Raw genomic sequence first — 16,184 nt, 5'->3', positions numbered from 1 at the left:
CGGGTTGTGGCCCGCTATGCCTGACCGAATGGAGAAAACCGCAATGGAGGTTACCGTAAGTCAGTTGATCCGCCCGGCCCGCCCGGCCATGATCGTTTCGGCCATATTCACCGCCACTAGCGCGGTGTTTACCTTGGTACCGTTCGTGGCCCTACAGCAACTAGCGGTCATTTGGTTTGCCGAGGGCACGCCGCTCGGCGGTATTACCCGCCCGTGGGTGTGGATCAGTATCGCTGTTGTATGCCTGCTATTAGGGCAGCTCCTGTACTTAGGCGGGCTTGGTATCGCGCATGTGGCAGAAGTAAAACTGCGCTACAAAATGCGCGGCCAAGTGGTGGCAAAAATCCGCTCTCTGCCACTCGGAAAAATAGCGCAAATCCCGCATGGCCACATCCGGAAAATGGTGTGCGACGACACCAGTGCCATCCACACTTTGGTAGCACATATTCCGGGCGATCTCACTAACGCCGTCGTAACCCTCTTGGTAGGAACGATTTATTTAGCGGTAGTAGAGTGGCGGCTCATGCTGGTACTTATTGGTATTTGGCTGCTCATTTCGCTGCTGGTTATGGGCCGGCATATGCGCGGGTACGCGGGGATTACGGAACGTTTTGGGGTGGCGCAAACCGAACTTGCCGCCGCCACCGTGGAAATGCTCGAAGGTATAAAGGAAATCAAAAATTTCCAAGCCACCGACCTTACCCGCACCAAAATGCAAAGCACGCGGCGCAATTTTTCGGCTATTTCCTATGAATGGACATCGCAGTCCGGCAAGGCAATTAGTTTGCTCGGCGCAATTTGGCGGCCCGCCACAATTTTCGTAACGGTAGCAATAACCGCTTTCTGGTTCGTGACGCAAGGCTGGATGAATCTTTCGGATACCCTGCCCTTCTTCCTGATCGCCCCGGGGATCCCCTCCGGATTGCTCATCTTCGTGAGCCTCATGCAACATTTGTATACCTCAAACCTCGCCGCGCATAGCACCGCGCAGCTTTTGAGCGAAGCAGATATGCCGGAAGGGGAGAAAACTAGCGGCCCTGGCCCCGCCCCCGGGGAAGTCGAGTTCGCGCACGTGACCTTCGGATACGAACCGCAAAACCCGGTGGTGAAAGATGTTTCTTTCCGCGTGCCGGCAAAAACCGTGACTGCCCTGGTGGGGCCTTCCGGTTCCGGGAAAAGTACCTTGGCAAGGCTGGCGGCTAGGTTTTACGACGTCGACGCCGGTGCGGTGCGCGTTTCGGGCGTGAACGTGCGAGAGGCGCATTCTTCCTGGCTGTTATCCCAAGTGGCGATCGTGCTACAAGACGTGGCATTGGCAAATGAAACCGTGGCGGCAAATATTGCCTTGGGAGCACCGGAGGCAAGCCGCGAAGCGATCGAAAATGCGGCCAAAGCCGCCCGGATTCATGAGCGCATCTTGGAACTGCCGGCCGGTTATGACACCGTGCTCGGAGATGCCGGCGGGCATCTTTCGGGTGGGGAAAAACAGCGGATCACATTGGCCCGTGCCTACCTGCAAGAAGCCCCGATCCTGATTTTGGATGAAGCTACCGCGCAGGCAGACCCGCAATCCGAACGGGCCATCCATCAGGCTTTGAGCACGCTTGCCGGGGGCAAGACCGTGCTGATTATTGCGCACCGGCTGGCAACTATTCAGGACGCCGAGCAGATCGTCGTCCTCGAAAACGGGGGCGTAGCGGAAATCGGAACCCACCGCGAACTGCTTGCCCGCGGCGGCACGTATGCAGCCATGTGGCGCGCGCAGAGCTTCGCCGGCGCGGCAACGGAAGTAACGGAGGCTTAGCTATGTGGAAACTCTTAAAACGCCTGGTCAACGCGGCTGAGCTACGGAAAACGATCAGCTGGTTCACGGCGTCGGCGATTTTGCAGGGCGTGACTTTGGCGCTCATGATCCCGTTCCTGCGGGCCCTGTTTTCAGGTTCGCCGGCAGCGCCGCACTGGTTGCTGATCATTACGGTGTGCGGGGTGGCGACGGTGTTGGTGGATACGTACGCGATGTTCCGCTCGTATCGGATCAGTGTGTACGAAGTTTGCGACACGATGATCGACCGGGTGGCGGAGCACGTGTTGCGCCTGCCGCTGGGGTGGTTCAATCCGCAGCGGGAAGCAGCGGTGGCGAATGCGACGTCGACGCACGTGAACACACTTTCGCATGTGGCTTCGCTGGTGATCCCGAATATTTTGAACGCTTTTGTGACGCCCTTGGTGATGCTGCTTGCTACCTTCTTTGTGGATTGGCGGCTGGCACTAATTATGGGGGCGGCGATTTTTCCACTGATATTGGTGTGGCGGGTTATGGGTGCGTCCGTCACGCGGGCTAATGAGTTGGAAAGTAACGCGGCGGAGAAAGCCGCCGGGCGGCTCATTGAGTTCGCGCGCCTACAAGCCGTGCTACGCGCCACCGGCGTGGGCGCGAATTGGCAACCCGTGCAGGAAGCTTTAGCGGAAGACGCCGCGGCGGTAATGCGGGGGCTTCGCGTGAAAAGCAAACCGGCCCAAGGCTTCAACCTGATTGTGAACGTAACTTTCGCGCTCGTGCTGGCGGCCGGCTGGGCCTTCGTGAGCAACTACCAATTGGATGCCGTGGCCTACCTGGTGTTGATGGCCGTAGTGGCACGCATGCTCTTGCCACTCACGCAGGCTTCTTTGAATCAGACGGAAGCGAATAATGCGCTGGTGGCATTGCGGGCCGTGGTGGAAATTATGGATGCGGAACCGCTCCCGGAGCCACCTGCCGGGCATGCACGCCGCCCAGATGGCGCCACCATCGAGTTTACGGACGTGCGTTTCGCGTATGAAGCAGACCGCCAGATACTGGATGGCATTTCTTTCCAGGCGCCGCAGGGGAGCGTGACCGCGGTGGTAGGGCCTTCAGGTTGCGGGAAATCCACGATATTGCGGCTGGCCGCGCGGTTCTGGGATGTGGATGCCGGAGCGGTGACGATCGGCGGGGTAGACGTGCGAGAAATTGGTTCGCTAGAAATCATGAACCATATCGCCATGGTGTTCCAGGACGTGTACCTGTTTGACGAAACGATTCGCGAGAATTTGCGAGTGGCCCGCCCGGACGCCACGGACGCGGAACTGGAAACCGCGGCCCGCCGGGCGCGCCTGGATCGCGTAATCGAAGCGCTTCCGCATGGCTGGGATACGAAGGTGGGGCCGGCCGGGAAGAGCCTTTCTGGCGGGGAACGCCAACGCGTGGCCATTGCCCGCGCTTTCCTCAAAGACGCACCGATCTTGCTCCTGGACGAAATAACTTCCGCCCTGGACGGGGAAAACGAAGCGGCGATCTCCGAGGTAGTGGCCGAACTATCCGCCGGACGCACAGTGATCGTGGTAGCCCACCGGCTCTCCACCATCCGCAACGCCGACCAGGTAATTGTGCTCGGTACTGGAAAGCAGAATGAGGTACCGGGAGGCGCGGTGCTGGGAGGCGCGGAAGCGCCAGCGGGCTCGATACCGGCGGATACCGGGGTAGCGGTTTCCGGGGCGCGCGATACTGGGGCGCCAGCGGGTTCCGGAGCGCGGATCGTGCAACGCGGTACGCCGGCAGCACTTGCCGCCCAGCCCGGCCAATTCCGCGACATGGTGGAAGCGCTCCTGGAAACGAAGCGCTGGCAACTCACGAACTAAGGCGGCGGTGGTGCTACCCAGATTTGGCAAAATGGCGCGAGCGAGGCTTTCGCGGTTACGCGCGTAGTCGCGAAGGCACCGGGTACGACGTCGCTAACTCGCTTCCCGGTTAACTTTCCGGGGAGCTTTGCGGTTAGCTAACCGGCTGGTCGGCGCCCGGCTGGCTAGCTTCCCGGTTAGTTGCAGGGCTGCCGGGTTGCCGGGCTGCTGGGCTGATTAGGCCGGCTTGCGTGCCACAATCGCGATGCCGCACATATGGTCTTGGTATTCCTTGAAGGTAGCGCGCATTTGCAGCACGCGCGCCCGCAATTCTTTATCGCGGAGCACATTTCGCGCGATGCGAGCCACTCCGCGTACGCCCTCATCCGCCAGATTGCGCCGCACCGAAAGCAAAGCCATCGGCGCCGTATCTACCCATTCGACCTCGAAACCAGCCGCGGTGAGAACCTGCCGCCACTCGCTTTGTGTGAGCGGCCGCGCGTTGACGCGGATTGTTTGCGCGAGCCGTTTACGTAGCTCGTCCGCTAATGTGGGCGCAATATCATCCGGTGTAAGCCCCATTTCGTGAATCGCATAGCGCCCGCCGGGTCGCAAAATCCGAAAAGCTTCCGCGGCAATCGCCGCCTTCGTTTTCGCCCCTTGCATGGTGAGCATTGCTTCCCCGACGACGACGTCTGCCACTTCGTCTGCCAGCCCGGTTTCCTGTGCCTTGCGGTTAACGACCACCCCGCCGTGGGGTGCAACTATGCTTTCCACGCGTTTTACGGCGGCCGGGTCTAGATCCACTCCGGTGTAGGAAGCTACGCCGCTGTCAACTATGAGCTGGGCGGTGCGGCCCAGACCAGGCGCGAATTCCACTACCTGGCTGCCGGGAATACCCGCCGCGGTAAGCATCCGTTTGGTGAGTTGGAGGCCGCCGGGGCGAAGTACGCGCTTCCCGGCTCGTGCCAGCACCCAATGCCCGGCTGCGGTACTTGTAGGCCGGTCGGATTGTGGCAAGGGTGAATTATCGTGCATGAACGGAACGTTACGCCCAACCTGGAGGTGAGGCAAGGCTAACCATATGTTGGGCAGTGGTGTGCGCGGGCAGGAGGAGTGCCGGGCGCTAGACGTGCGTGTGGGCCAGACGTGACGCAAGCGGTACGTCTGGCCCACACGTGGTTGGTTCACGTAGCTAGCGCGCGTGGCCGGTGCTGCAAAGCACACGGCACGGGCTAGGCGAATTTGCCGCACACGTGGCTGATAACTCAGGCCGCTATAGCAAGCCTGATATTCCCGGTAGCCAGAGCGATATCGCGGGCACGAAGGTCACCACGAAGAGCATTCCAATGATTGCCCCTAGGAATGGCCAGAGTTTGGCTATAACTGGTTCGATTCTTAGGCCTGCCACCTTCGCCCCCACGAAGAGGACGTTTCCAACCGGCGGCGTAATCACGCCCACGGAAAGGTTCATAACCACCATGGCGCCGAAGTGCACCGGGTCTACACCAAGTTCGGTCACGATGGGCAGGAAAATGGGAACGAAGATGAGGATTGCCGGAGTGGGATCCATGAAGGTTCCAACCAGCAGCAAGATCAGCATGATGATGATCAAAATGCCGATCTTCGAATCAGTAATTCCCAGCAGGAAGCCGGTAATCATCTGCGGAATTCCGGCGAAGGCCATCACCCAGGAAAGGCCGGAAGAAACCGCTACGAGTAGCATTACTACCGCGGTGGTTTCGGTGGCTTTCACCAAGATGCCCGGCAGGTCCTTGATCTTGATTTGCTTGTAAGCAAAGCCCAATACCAAGCAGTACACCACGGCGATTGCCGAGGATTCGGTGGCGGTGAAGAAGCCGGCGATAATACCGCCGATTACGATCACGATCATGAAGAGTGAAGGCACTGCCCGCCACAGCGTTATCAACACGACCTTCGCGGAGGGGCGTTCTTCCGGAACCTTTACGTTCTTGCCTTCGGAACGGTGGTACATAATGAGCGCCACTGCCAAGCAGGCCACCACCCACAGCAGGCCGGGGCCAATGCCGGCCATGAACAGGGCGGCAATAGAAGTGGAGGAGACCAGCGAATACACGATGAACGTGTTCGAGGGTGGGATGAGCATGCCGGAAGGTGCGGAGGCCACGTTCACCGCGGCGGAAAATGCGCGGTTGTAGCCGTCCTTGACCATGCGCGGCGTCATGATCGTTCCGATGGCGGAAGCGGCGGCTACGGCCGCGCCGGAAACCGAACCGAAAAGCGCATTGGCCACGATATTCGTTTGTGCCATGGCTGCCGGCATTTTCCCAACCAGCACCTTAGCGGCGTCGATGAGGCGGGCGGCAATACCACCCTGGTTCATTATCACGCCAGCTAAAATGAAGAATGGAATCGCCAGCAAGGTAAAGGAATTGACGCCGGTAAACATGCGCCCGGCAATCGACATTGCTGCCACATCCGGTGCCATTACGGCCATCGCCGCGAGCAGTACGGGCACCCCGATAGCAATAGCGATCGGTACCGATAGAGCGATAAGAAGGATAATACCTACGAGCAGGATGAGCCCTGCCAAAGCGGTAGGAGTCATGGTGCTACACCCCTTCCTGGGTGGATTTCGCGGCTGCGGCGGCCGCTTCGCGGCCTTCTTCTTCGGCTAGGTCTGCTTCCGCTATCGGGTATGGGCTTACGTTCCCAGCCGCAATTTCGACGATGTAGAAGAGCGCATACAGCGCGATCGCCACCCCGGCAATTGGCATCACCAGGTACACGGAGCCAATATTTACGGGCAGGGCGGTAAGGTTTTGCGTCCACGCGTTCATGGCCCCATTCCAGCCACCCCAGATAAGGCCCACGACGGCGAAAATGAGAGCAACCACGTGCGTGAAGATCGCAACTCCGCGTTCCCCCTTTTCGGGCAGTTTGCGGGCCAGATATTCCACGGCCATGTGGCCGCGTTTCCCGTACACATATGCCGCACCGAGGAAGGAGAGCCACACGAAGGAAATCTTCGCGAGTTCTTCCGACCAGGTGACCGGGGAGTGCAGGACGAGGCGGGAGAAGACCTGCCACGTCGTCGTCAACACCAAAACGGCGAAAATGAATACGCAAATAACCTCTAGAATTTTATTTACGGCTTTTGCTACGGCTATCATTTGGCGCCTCCTTCCGTGGCCTTGGCGTTGGGTGCTACGTCTGCCTTAGCGCGAATCTTTTCGTAGAGTTCCTTTTCGTAATCGGTGGTGAGGAACTCGTCCTTGATGGGAGCGAGGGCCTTTTGGAAGGCTTCTTGATCGACTTCGTGGAAAGTAGCACCTGCGGCGATCGCGGCTTCATAAGATTCTTGCGTGAATTCGTCCCATAGCTTGGTGTGGAAGTCCATCGAGTCGTACCACACGCGGTAGAAGGTGTCACGGTCTGCTTGCGGCATGGCCTTGAGCAGATCGGCACGCATGATCATGTAGTCAAGGCCGATGAGGTGGTTCGTGTAAGAAAGGTTCTGCGCCACTTCCATGTGGCGGGCGGTGTTATAGGAAACGATGTTGTTCTCCGCGCCGTCGAGCACCCCGGCCTGCAAGGCGGAGTAAACCTCCCCGTAAGAAAGCGGGGAAGCGGTGCCACCCATGAGGCGGATCATGCGAATATGCATGTCGGACTCCTGGACGCGGATCTTCAAACCGTTGAGATCCTCCGGCTTCTTCACCACTTTTTTGGTGGTGTAAATGTGCCGCTCACCTTGCGTGTAACCACCCAAAACCGTGATGTTATCGGATTCTTCGAGGGAGGAGAAAAGATCTCCCACGATGCTTTGATCTTGCAAAACCGCGATCTGTTGCGGGATTGAGGTGAAGGTGGTGGGCATATTAAGCACCCGGAAATCCGTATTCACATTTTCCAGTTGAGTACCGGAAACGATCGCCATTTCGATCGCGCCGGACTTCACGTACTGGAGAACTTCCTGTTGCGAGCCCAATTGTTCGTTTGCGTAAATTTCGACTTCGTAACGGCCGCCCGTTTCCTCCTTCAGTTCTTTGCCGAACTGTTCGAGGGCTTTGTAGGAAGGATGCGACTCGGTCTGATTTAACGCAATCTTCAGATATGTAACTGTTCCATCTTTACCCACCTCGCTAAGCTTGATGCCACCAAATCCGGCGCAACCGCCAAGAGTTAGTGAAACCACGGCCAGCAGGAGAGTAATGAAGTGCCAAGGTTTGACCATTGGTCCTCCATTTCGGTGATCTGCGGTGGAGCTAACCGCAAGGATCTAATTGGCGTGAGTATAAGGAGAGAATGGACCCGGCGACGTCGCCGGGTCCAAAAAGTCGCTCCAGACATTGAGATTCTACCCGGAAAAAGTGATTCAAAACCGAGCTAAATTGGTTATTTTGAAATTTTCCGCCAGCGTGCGCTGTGCCACGATCAGAAATTAGGGCGAAAGTCCTTGGTGTGGGATGTGTGGCGCGGGGTGCGGCGCGGGAGGCGTGGCGGTGCGGTGCGTATGCGGATTGGGTGCATGTTCCGGGACTTGTGGCGTGGTGTGTGGTGGCGTGGTGCGTGCTGGATGGCTTTTATTTGTCTAGATGCGAGCATGAATTGCTCGCTAAGTGTTTGATGGTCGATCGTCGTTCCAGCTCAAACTGGTGGTTTAGCGCCAGCTCTTGCACTTTGTTTTGTAGTAAAACATAATAGGGGGAGCGGTGGGTGGTGAGCGTCACCCTCGTTCAGGAAGGTCTTGCTCCAACGGTGGAGTGTAAGGAACTTTCTGCGGAACGAAATGACTGGCAAGAGATGCGAAGGTGCATCAACACTCCGGCTAGTCGTATAGGTAGAGGGGCGCGGAATTTCCGTCGAGCCTGCCGCAACGGTATCCCGCATAGAAGTAAAAGGCACTAATAACTCAAAGGTGAGGTCTGAGATGAAGTTTTCCAATGGGTACTGGCTTCCCAGGACGGGATGGCGAATAGAACATCCGCGCGCAATTCAGGGCTTTGAGGTCTCGGGGGGGGGGCGTTTATTACGTGCGTTTGTGTACACGCGCCACATTCCCTTCAAGGGGGCCGAGCTTGATTCACCCCAGCTTACCGTTGATCTCGAGGCGGTAGCCGAAGGAATTATTCGAGTACGGTTAACACACTTTGCGGGAGCAGTGGATCCCGGCCCGCACTATCAGTTACAGGAGCTCCTGCCGGCCGCGAATACGAAGATTGAAACCGGAGAAAACCGAGCGAAGATGCTTTCGGGGGAGCTCAGCGCGGAAATGTCCTGCGAAAACGGTAATTATCTTCTGGAATTCAAGGCAAAGGGGAAACAGGTAACTTCCGCAATTGGCCGTTCCCAGGGAATTGCGGAATCACCTAGTGGTGAAACTTACATTCACGAACAACTCACCGTGCAGCCAAATGAATATATCTACGGCTTGGGTGAAAGATTCAGTCAGGTTATCAAGAATGGCCAAACCGTAGATATGTGGAATGCGGATGGTGGTACCGCCACCGAGCAGGCATACAAAAACATTCCGTTCTACCTGAGTAACCGTGGATATGGCGTATTCGTGAATCATCCCGAGAAGGTTTCCTACGAAGTTACGAGTGAAATCAATACGCGGGTGCAGTTCTCAGTGCCGGGCCAATACCTGGAGTATTACGTCATTTATGGCGGTAGTCCGAAGAAAACCTTAGAGCGCTACACAGCTCTCACCGGGCGTCCGCCGCACGTGCCGGATTGGTCCTACGGGTTGTGGCTTTCGACGTCGTTCAAAACTGATTACACGAAGGTTGAGTCCTTCGTGGACAAGATGGAAGAGCTTGGGATTCCTCTTTCTGTTATTCATTTTGATTGCTATTGGATGCGCGCCTCGCATTGGTGCGATTTCACCTGGGACCCGGAAGTTTTCCCGAACCCGGAAGCGCTCCTCGAACGTTTGCACAAGCGTGGGATTAAGACCTGCGTGTGGATTAATCCGTATATTGCGCAGCGTTCCGCACTCTTTGAAGAAGGCCGGCAAGCAGGGTATCTGCTGCACAGCATCGATGGCAGCGTGCGGCAAAGTGACCACTGGCAGTCGGGACTGTCCTTTGTAGATTTCACGAACCCGGCGGCGGTGGAATGGTGGAAGGGCAAGCTCCGTACCCTGATTCGGCAAGGTGTGGACGCCCTGAAAACAGACTTTGGCGAGCGTATTCCAACTGATAATGTGCGCTGGCACGATGGTTCGGATCCACAACGCATGCACAATTATTACAGTTATCTGTACAACAAGGCCGCATACGAGGTTATTGCAGAAGAACGCGGGGAAGAAGAAGCGATCGTTTTCGCGCGCAGTGCCACGGCTGGTTCGCAGGTTTTCCCAGTGCATTGGGGTGGGGATTCGGAGCCAAGTTTCGTTTCCATGGGCGAGACTTTGCGCGGAGGGCTTTCCTTTGGGCTTTCTGGTTTCGGATATTGGAGCCATGATATGGGCGGTTTTGAAGGCCAATCCCCAACGGAGGTTTTCACGCGTTGGTATCCCTTTGGCATGCTTTCTTCGCATTCGCGTTTGCACGGTTCAGATTCCTACCGGGTGCCGTGGAATTACGGGGACGACGCCGTGCGGGTAGCTCAGCGTTTCACGCGGCTCAAGAACCGGCTCGTGCCGTATTTGAAGCATACAGAGGAGGATGCCGTGGAACGTGGCATTCCGATTTTGCGGCACATGATTCTGGAATACCCCGACGATTTAGGGGCTTGCTTCGCCGAAACGCAGTACATGCTCGGTGAGAAGCTCCTGGTAGCACCAGTGATGAGCGACAGTGGCGAGGTCGATTTCTATCTGCCGTGCGGGGGCTGGATAAACATTTTGAACGGCAAGCGCGTGTGTGACGCCGGCTGGCATCGGGAAACCCATGCTATCGATTCACTGCCGGTCATGGTGCGTGAGGGTACCGTGCTCGCACTTTCTGCAGAGTGCATGCAGACGACCGCAAATTGCGGGCCTGCTGGTGTGGTCTTGTACGTATATGGAAAACCCGTTATTGCCGAAACGATTTCGGTAAGAACGCCGGACGGACTGGCCGAATTTACCGTTATGCCGGAGGCAGCTGGAGTTTCGGTTCAACACGCGGGTGCTGCACTGCCATGGGCGGCGAACTTTGTGGGTGAGCGGATCCAGGTGGAATCCGGAAGTGCCGAAAACTCTTGGAAGCCCTTCCCAGAACTTGCCTCCGGAGAAATTGTTGCGCCGAGCCAGGCAGAAAACGGAAACATCCGCGCCTGGTGGAGGTAGAAGCTCGTCAGCAACAATCCGGAAACCCACTACCAAGAATCCGGATTTGGTCTACAACAAGGCGGACGCGCGCTACCAACCAATCCAAAATGTTGAAGTGGTGGCAGATAGCTTTGCCACCACAAAACCAAACAAATAACAAGAGGAATAATCATGAGGGCACACAAAAATCTACTGCGGAAGGTCGCCGCGGTGGCGGCAGTTGCCGGCCTGGCACTCACCGGGCTAACGGCCTGTGGAAGTAATAAAAAGGCATCTAATTCCGGCGAGGACGGCAAGATCACACTCGAGGTTTGGGATTACTTGGGTAGTGGCGTTTCTAATGATGGCATGGTGGCCGCCGTTGCCGAATTCGAGAAACAGAATCCTAACATCAAGGTGAATCGGACTTCCTTCGCCTTTGCAGATATGCAGAAGTCCATCATTCAAGGTGGTGTAGGGGGAGCCGTACCGGATGCCGCAATTATCGACAATGTTGATACGTCGAATTTTGCAAACCTCGGCTTGCTTCGGGATATATCTGAAGCCACGAGCGGCATGAAGAACGAATTCTACGAAGGGCCATGGGAATCGGGTCAATTGGAAGGCAAGACCTACGCTCTGCCGCTAAATTCGAATAACCTGGCACTTTTCTACAACAAAGAAATGCTTGACGCAGCGGGTGTTTCCGTTCCTACTGATTGGGAATCGTTGAAGTCAGCCGCCAAGGCACTGACTACTGACGATCATGTTGGTCTGGCGCTTTCTGCCATCAAGAATGAACAGGGCGTGTTCCAGATGCTTCCCTTCGTATGGCAAACCGGGGGAGATTTGAATAACTATGCAAAGAGCGGAGCCGAAGCACTGGAGTATGTAAAGGGCCTCGTAGATGACGGATCGATTTCTTCCTCAGTAACTAATATGAGTCAGGAAGATGCACGGAATAGCTTCGTCACGGAAAAAGCAGCGATGATGATCAATGGCCCGTGGGAGATAGCTAATATTGGTGAAGATTTCCCGTGGGCTACAGCGCCATTGCCTAAGGGGAAAGAAGCCGCTACTGGCTTAGGTGGCGAGAATTTGGTGGTGATGGAAGGCGCGAAGCAACCAGAAGCAGCGGAAGCTTTTGTGAAGTTCATGGCTAGCAAACAAGGTGCGCAGATTTACTGCGATACTACCGGTCAACTTTCGTCCCGTCCGGATCTGAAAGGTCAGTTATCCTTCTCCGACGATCCGAATATGAGGGTCTTTGAAGAGCAACTGAAGATTGCGCACGCTCGTTCCTACGGCGGGGAGTACGCGAAGATTTCCGAGGCTATCCAGCTCTCTATTCAGGAGGCTCTGAACGGAACTAAGAGCCCCCAGGAGGCCGCCGAAACGGCAGAGGCAAGCATTAAGCCGCTCTTGCCGTAAGGAGGCAACCATGCCGCACAATGATACTGCAACCATCACAATCGCCAGGGTAACCGAAGGGAAGAAACCGAAGCGGCGCGGGCGCCGGGTACCACTCACTCGAAGCCAGCGTACTACGCGGCGGCTGGGCTTAATCCTGGCCACGCCCGCGCTTCTCTATATCGCCATTTTCTTGGTCTTCCCACTGTTCTATAACCTTTTCCTTTCGGTTACTAATGCCAACGGATCAAATCTGATCAAGGGCACCTTCACCTTCAATAAATTTGCGAACTACGGGAATGTGCTTTCCGATCCCGTGTTCTGGCAGGCCTTGGGGTTGAGTGCCATTTTCACTATCGCTTGCCTTTTCTTCCAATATGTTTTCGGTTTCGCTTTGGCTTTGCTTTTTCGCAAGCCATTTCCCGGAAACGGAGTTATTCGCGCCCTCTTGCTTGTTGGGTGGATTATGCCTCCGGTAGTTACAGGCACAATCTGGCGGTGGCTTTTTGACTCAGATTTCGGGGTTGTCAATTTTCTGTTTGGCAAACTCGGGGTCATTGATGAACCGATCCGGTGGCTGACGGTTGGTCCCACGGCGATGGTAGCGGTAATCATCGCGAATCTGTGGGTGGGGATCCCTTTCAATATGCTGTTACTCCTCTCGGGATTGCAGACTATTGACGATTCGCTTTACGAGGCTGCGCAAGTGGACGGGGCTTCGAGCTGGCGGCAATTCTGGTCGATCACGTTTCCTTTAATGAAACCAGTCACCATTTCGGTGCTCTTGTTGGGTGTGATCAATACGTACAAGGTATTCGATCTTATCTACGTTATGACGAAGGGCGGGCCGGTCAACGCCACCACAACCCTGCCGATCTACACATATTTGGAAACTTACACCGTCTTCGACTTCGGCAATGGAGCCGCGGCTTCCGCCCTGACTCTGCTTCTCCCATTGGGGCTTTCATGGTTCTACGTGAAGAGCCTGCGGGATGAAGAGTAAGCGGGGTAGCCATGAAACATGAAGAAAGGAGCAACACCGCCATGGCTAAAAATGGGGGAGGAGCTCATACAGAAGTAACTGTTGACGACAGCCCGAATCCGGGACTAAGTGTTGGTGAATTCAAGGGGCAAGCGCATATAGACCGTGGCTCTGAAGAAGTAGCAGTTCAGACCCGTCATCCGCGGCGGCGGGTCCGGCAAGAAGTCCGCAACCGGTGGAAATCGGTCATCGCTTGGTTGATTGCCGCGGTGTACTTGTTCCCGGTGTACTGGATGATAAACACGTCGTTGAAGTCTAATAAAGCGATGTTCGCATCACCACCGCAAATGTATCCGCATGAGCCGCAGGTGGAGTCTTTTGCGCGCGTAATGACGGGTAATTACGGGGTTTGGCAAGCCTTGTTGAATTCTGTGATCATCGCCCTGTCTGTACTTGTTTTAACACTGGTAATTGCTATCCCTGCCTCCTATGCGGTGGCGCGGTTGCGTGGCGGAATAACGACGTCGATGATGGTAATGCTGACGGTGGTGCAGCTATTGCCGGCAATCGCTATTTCAATTCCGATGTTCGTGATGTTCCGTCAATTGGATCTGATAAATAACTATATTTCCGTTATTCTCGCGGATATATCCGCAACTTTGCCCTTCGCGGTAATCTTGCTCCGGCCGTATTTTAAACAGTTCCCAGTGGAGGTAGAGGAAGCGGCGAAGCTGGATGGGCTGAGTACGCTACAAACAATTGTGCGGATCATTATTCCAACCATTCGGCCGGGTGTAATTATGATTAGTTCCTTTGCGTTCTTGATGGCGTGGGGCGAGTTTACATTCGCGCTCACGCTCACCACAGACGCTTCAATACAGCCGCTCACAGTGGCGCTCAATCGGGTAATCGGCCAGTACGGAACCGCGTGGAATGATCTCATGGCCATTGCCGTGATCATTGCCGTGCCGGTGCTGGTTATATTCATTGGCCTGCAGAAATATATCGTGGCCGGACTCTCCGGTGGTGCTACGAAAGGGTGAGCAGCAGAACACAATGCGGTGTCCGAGTACGAAGACGTGGCTCTGCGGGCGATGCTGAGAAAGAAACGACGTAGGAGAGACACCGAGCCGGTGAGTGATTCGAAAATCAGAGAAGAGCCTCTACGCAGGAACTGGAAAGAGACGCGTAAAAATCTGACAGAAGGAGTTCACCGGAACCGGTACACGGAAAAATTTGAGCTCCGCGCGGCTTGGAGGATATCGCCGATATCCCACACCAAAACCGCGCGGGGCTCTATTGGCTTTGAGGAATGGTTACGGGGCGCACGGGGACCAGCGGAAATCGAAATCAAGCCGATCAGTAGCTAGTTTCTCGCCGCAACTCTAAGTTCGGATCGAGCGTAACAATACTTTCCTCGCCTTCGTAGTCTTCGAAAACGGCCCATCCAAACTCAGAATCGGGACCATTAAATGCGGTTCGCCAGGTTCCGGTCTCGCCCTTCATAAGCCCAGTTCGACAGTTATTACCCTCAATGCTGCCAGTGTTTTCGGCGCGCAATATTTCCACACCGTTAATGTCGTAAACGCGGAGATAGAAGGTGTCCGGTCCGAAGCATTCTTTCGTTACGGCTTCGTTGCGGTTGTGGGCTGGGTTAGTTTTTAGGACCGGTCGGTTTGAGTGCCTTGCTGGGTTTGGTGCCATTGGTTGGTGTACTCAGTCGGTGGGATAAGTCCTAGGCTCGAATGAGGATGATGCGTTTTATAACGCTCTGACCACAGTCGCAGGCAGCGTGACACGTGGGCAGGGTCGTCGAACATCTCGTCTTCTAGCAGCTCGTCACGTAGCCGGTTGTGGAAGGACTCCACAAACCCGTTATGCCAGGGCATTCCCGGTGGGATGAACGCTTCGATAGTGTCTTGCTTGGCTGCCCATTGAGTCAGCTCATGGCTGATGAACTCCGGGCCGTTATCCATACGCAACACCCGAGGCCTACCACCACGCACAGCGGCGTACTTATCCGCGCCAGGCTTCTGGTGGCGTTTGCAGGCGTTGTAGTACGCCGCTCTGGATACCCCGACGACCCGGCAGGCAAAGCGCACCGAATAACCCACAGATAGAGCGTAATCGATGGCTTCATACCTGCGTGCCGGGGTCAGAACTTTCCCTCCGCAAGCTCCTTCAGCAGAGCCTTTTCCAACTCGGCTTCCCCGAGTAAACGCTTGAGCTCGGTGTTTTCATCCTGCCCAACAGGGCCGTCACGGAAGACACGCTCAAATCGCATGGTCTATTTAATCCAGCCCGGCCACTACCGCATTCCTCTTTCAACTGCGCGGAATGGATCTTACGGGAAAGGGTAGAAGACTACTTTCCTCCGGCAAACCGCCGGGGCTAGCCCATGCCCACCAACAGGAGGTGAGGTCCCGGCACACTTTAACGAGATCAAATGCTTCTTGAATATGTGCGCGAACATTCATGTCGAGTAGCGGTTCGACGTGTGAGACCCGGTTACGCAACCGATGCAGATGCGCGACTCTCCAAAAGGTTTCGGCAAGGGCTCGGCGTCTAGGTCTTCGTGTCCAAAAACGGCCCATGATGCCACCAGTCCTCGAATTGGCTTTGTGCGATGATGGGCTTGCCGAACTCGCGCGCCTTCTTCGCTTTGCGGGAGGTTGAAGCCACATCGCGGGCGATGAGCACATTGCGGCCCGCGGCAATCCGGGAAAGTGCATCCTCGAACTCGGTGGTCATCTGGATAGTCATCGGAAGTCTCCTTTGTGCAGCTACGTAGCTTGTGGCTGCTTGCAGGTAGCAGTTTTTCGTACTCCTCATTTCCTCTGGCACGGGGGATGCCAGCTGGGAGTGCCTGCTTCCTTGCCATGGGAACACCCGTATCACGTGAGGACGATAAGGAGTATACCGAGGAGACACTGC

Annotated in this window: 14 protein-coding genes; 6 read left to right on the top strand and 8 right to left on the bottom strand. The window is 55.9% G+C overall.

From position 1 onward, the window contains the following. The first annotated feature begins 28 nt into the window (after nucleotides 1-28). Together H8274_RS08945 and H8274_RS08940 are read left to right on the top strand one after the other, a co-directional pair. Complete coding sequence (locus H8274_RS08945; protein WP_231583119.1) at nucleotides 29-1,804, top strand: ABC transporter ATP-binding protein; 1,776 nt, start codon at nucleotides 29-31, stop codon at nucleotides 1,802-1,804. Nucleotides 1,805-1,806: 2 nt separating this feature from the next. Beyond that, entirely contained in the window at nucleotides 1,807-3,657 is a 1,851-nt protein-coding gene (locus H8274_RS08940) for an ABC transporter ATP-binding protein (RefSeq protein WP_049619797.1), read from the top strand. A gap of 216 nt (nucleotides 3,658-3,873) precedes the next feature. On the opposite strand, the gene H8274_RS08935 is transcribed toward H8274_RS08940, so the two are convergent. The 4 genes from H8274_RS08935 to H8274_RS08920 all read right to left on the bottom strand — a co-directional run bounded on the left by H8274_RS08935 (nucleotide 3,874) and on the right by H8274_RS08920 (nucleotide 7,855). After that, nucleotides 3,874-4,674 carry a class I SAM-dependent methyltransferase gene (locus H8274_RS08935; protein ID WP_065419438.1) on the bottom strand — a complete coding sequence of 267 codons (801 nt, stop codon included), beginning with the start codon at nucleotides 4,672-4,674 and terminating at the stop codon, nucleotides 3,874-3,876. Nucleotides 4,675-4,912: 238 nt separating this feature from the next. Beyond that, nucleotides 4,913-6,226, bottom strand: a complete 1,314-nt coding sequence (locus tag H8274_RS08930) for a TRAP transporter large permease (RefSeq protein WP_185934345.1) — start codon at nucleotides 6,224-6,226, stop codon at nucleotides 4,913-4,915. 4 nt (nucleotides 6,227-6,230) lie between these two features. Further along, complete coding sequence (locus tag H8274_RS08925; RefSeq protein ID WP_065414781.1) at nucleotides 6,231-6,791, bottom strand: TRAP transporter small permease; 561 nt, start codon at nucleotides 6,789-6,791, stop codon at nucleotides 6,231-6,233. Continuing rightward, nucleotides 6,788-7,855 carry a TRAP transporter substrate-binding protein gene (locus H8274_RS08920; RefSeq protein ID WP_185934344.1) on the bottom strand — a complete coding sequence of 356 codons (1,068 nt, stop codon included), beginning with the start codon at nucleotides 7,853-7,855 and terminating at the stop codon, nucleotides 6,788-6,790. Before H8274_RS08920 ends, H8274_RS08925 begins: the two co-directional genes overlap by 4 nt. 696 nt (nucleotides 7,856-8,551) lie before the next feature. On the opposite strand from H8274_RS08920, the gene yicI reads away from it, so the two are divergent. The 4 genes from yicI (at nucleotide 8,552) to H8274_RS08900 (ending at nucleotide 14,293) form a co-directional block, all read left to right on the top strand. Continuing rightward, nucleotides 8,552-10,897: an alpha-xylosidase gene (gene yicI, locus H8274_RS08915; RefSeq protein ID WP_185934343.1), complete on the top strand. Its 2,346-nt coding sequence runs from the start codon at nucleotides 8,552-8,554 to the stop codon at nucleotides 10,895-10,897. A 153-nt stretch (nucleotides 10,898-11,050) separates the two neighbouring features. Next, entirely contained in the window at nucleotides 11,051-12,289 is a 1,239-nt protein-coding gene (locus tag H8274_RS08910; protein WP_074662819.1) for a sugar ABC transporter substrate-binding protein, read from the top strand. A gap of 10 nt (nucleotides 12,290-12,299) precedes the next feature. Further along, the gene (locus H8274_RS08905; protein WP_185934342.1) at nucleotides 12,300-13,271 is read left to right on the top strand and encodes a carbohydrate ABC transporter permease; all 972 of its coding nucleotides are present in this window, start codon (nucleotides 12,300-12,302) and stop codon (nucleotides 13,269-13,271) included. An 11-nt stretch (nucleotides 13,272-13,282) separates the two neighbouring features. Continuing rightward, the gene (locus H8274_RS08900; RefSeq protein ID WP_244924584.1) at nucleotides 13,283-14,293 is read left to right on the top strand and encodes a carbohydrate ABC transporter permease; all 1,011 of its coding nucleotides are present in this window, start codon (nucleotides 13,283-13,285) and stop codon (nucleotides 14,291-14,293) included. 316 nt (nucleotides 14,294-14,609) lie between these two features. Here H8274_RS08900 and H8274_RS08895 read toward each other — a convergent pair whose 3' ends face one another. The 4 genes from H8274_RS08895 to H8274_RS08885 all read right to left on the bottom strand — a co-directional run bounded on the left by H8274_RS08895 (nucleotide 14,610) and on the right by H8274_RS08885 (nucleotide 16,013). Next, the gene (locus H8274_RS08895) at nucleotides 14,610-14,819 is read right to left on the bottom strand and encodes a hypothetical protein (RefSeq protein ID WP_143021795.1); all 210 of its coding nucleotides are present in this window, start codon (nucleotides 14,817-14,819) and stop codon (nucleotides 14,610-14,612) included. A 92-nt stretch (nucleotides 14,820-14,911) separates the two neighbouring features. Then, a complete protein-coding gene (locus H8274_RS08890; protein WP_185934341.1) occupies nucleotides 14,912-15,364 on the bottom strand; it encodes an integrase core domain-containing protein in 453 nt (150 codons plus the stop codon). A 41-nt stretch (nucleotides 15,365-15,405) separates the two neighbouring features. After that, nucleotides 15,406-15,534, bottom strand: a complete 129-nt coding sequence (locus H8274_RS09895) for a hypothetical protein (RefSeq protein ID WP_276330079.1) — start codon at nucleotides 15,532-15,534, stop codon at nucleotides 15,406-15,408. 281 nt (nucleotides 15,535-15,815) lie between these two features. Beyond that, on the bottom strand, nucleotides 15,816-16,013 hold the full coding sequence (locus H8274_RS08885) for a hypothetical protein (RefSeq protein ID WP_185934340.1): 198 nt from the start codon (nucleotides 16,011-16,013) through the stop codon (nucleotides 15,816-15,818). Between the last annotated feature and the right edge of the window lie 171 nt (nucleotides 16,014-16,184).

This window comes from Actinobaculum suis (assembly GCF_900618115.1).
GTDB classification, from domain to species: Bacteria; Actinomycetota; Actinomycetes; order Actinomycetales; family Actinomycetaceae; genus Actinobaculum; species Actinobaculum suis.
This window is presented reverse-complemented; position numbering and strand designations above follow the sequence as displayed.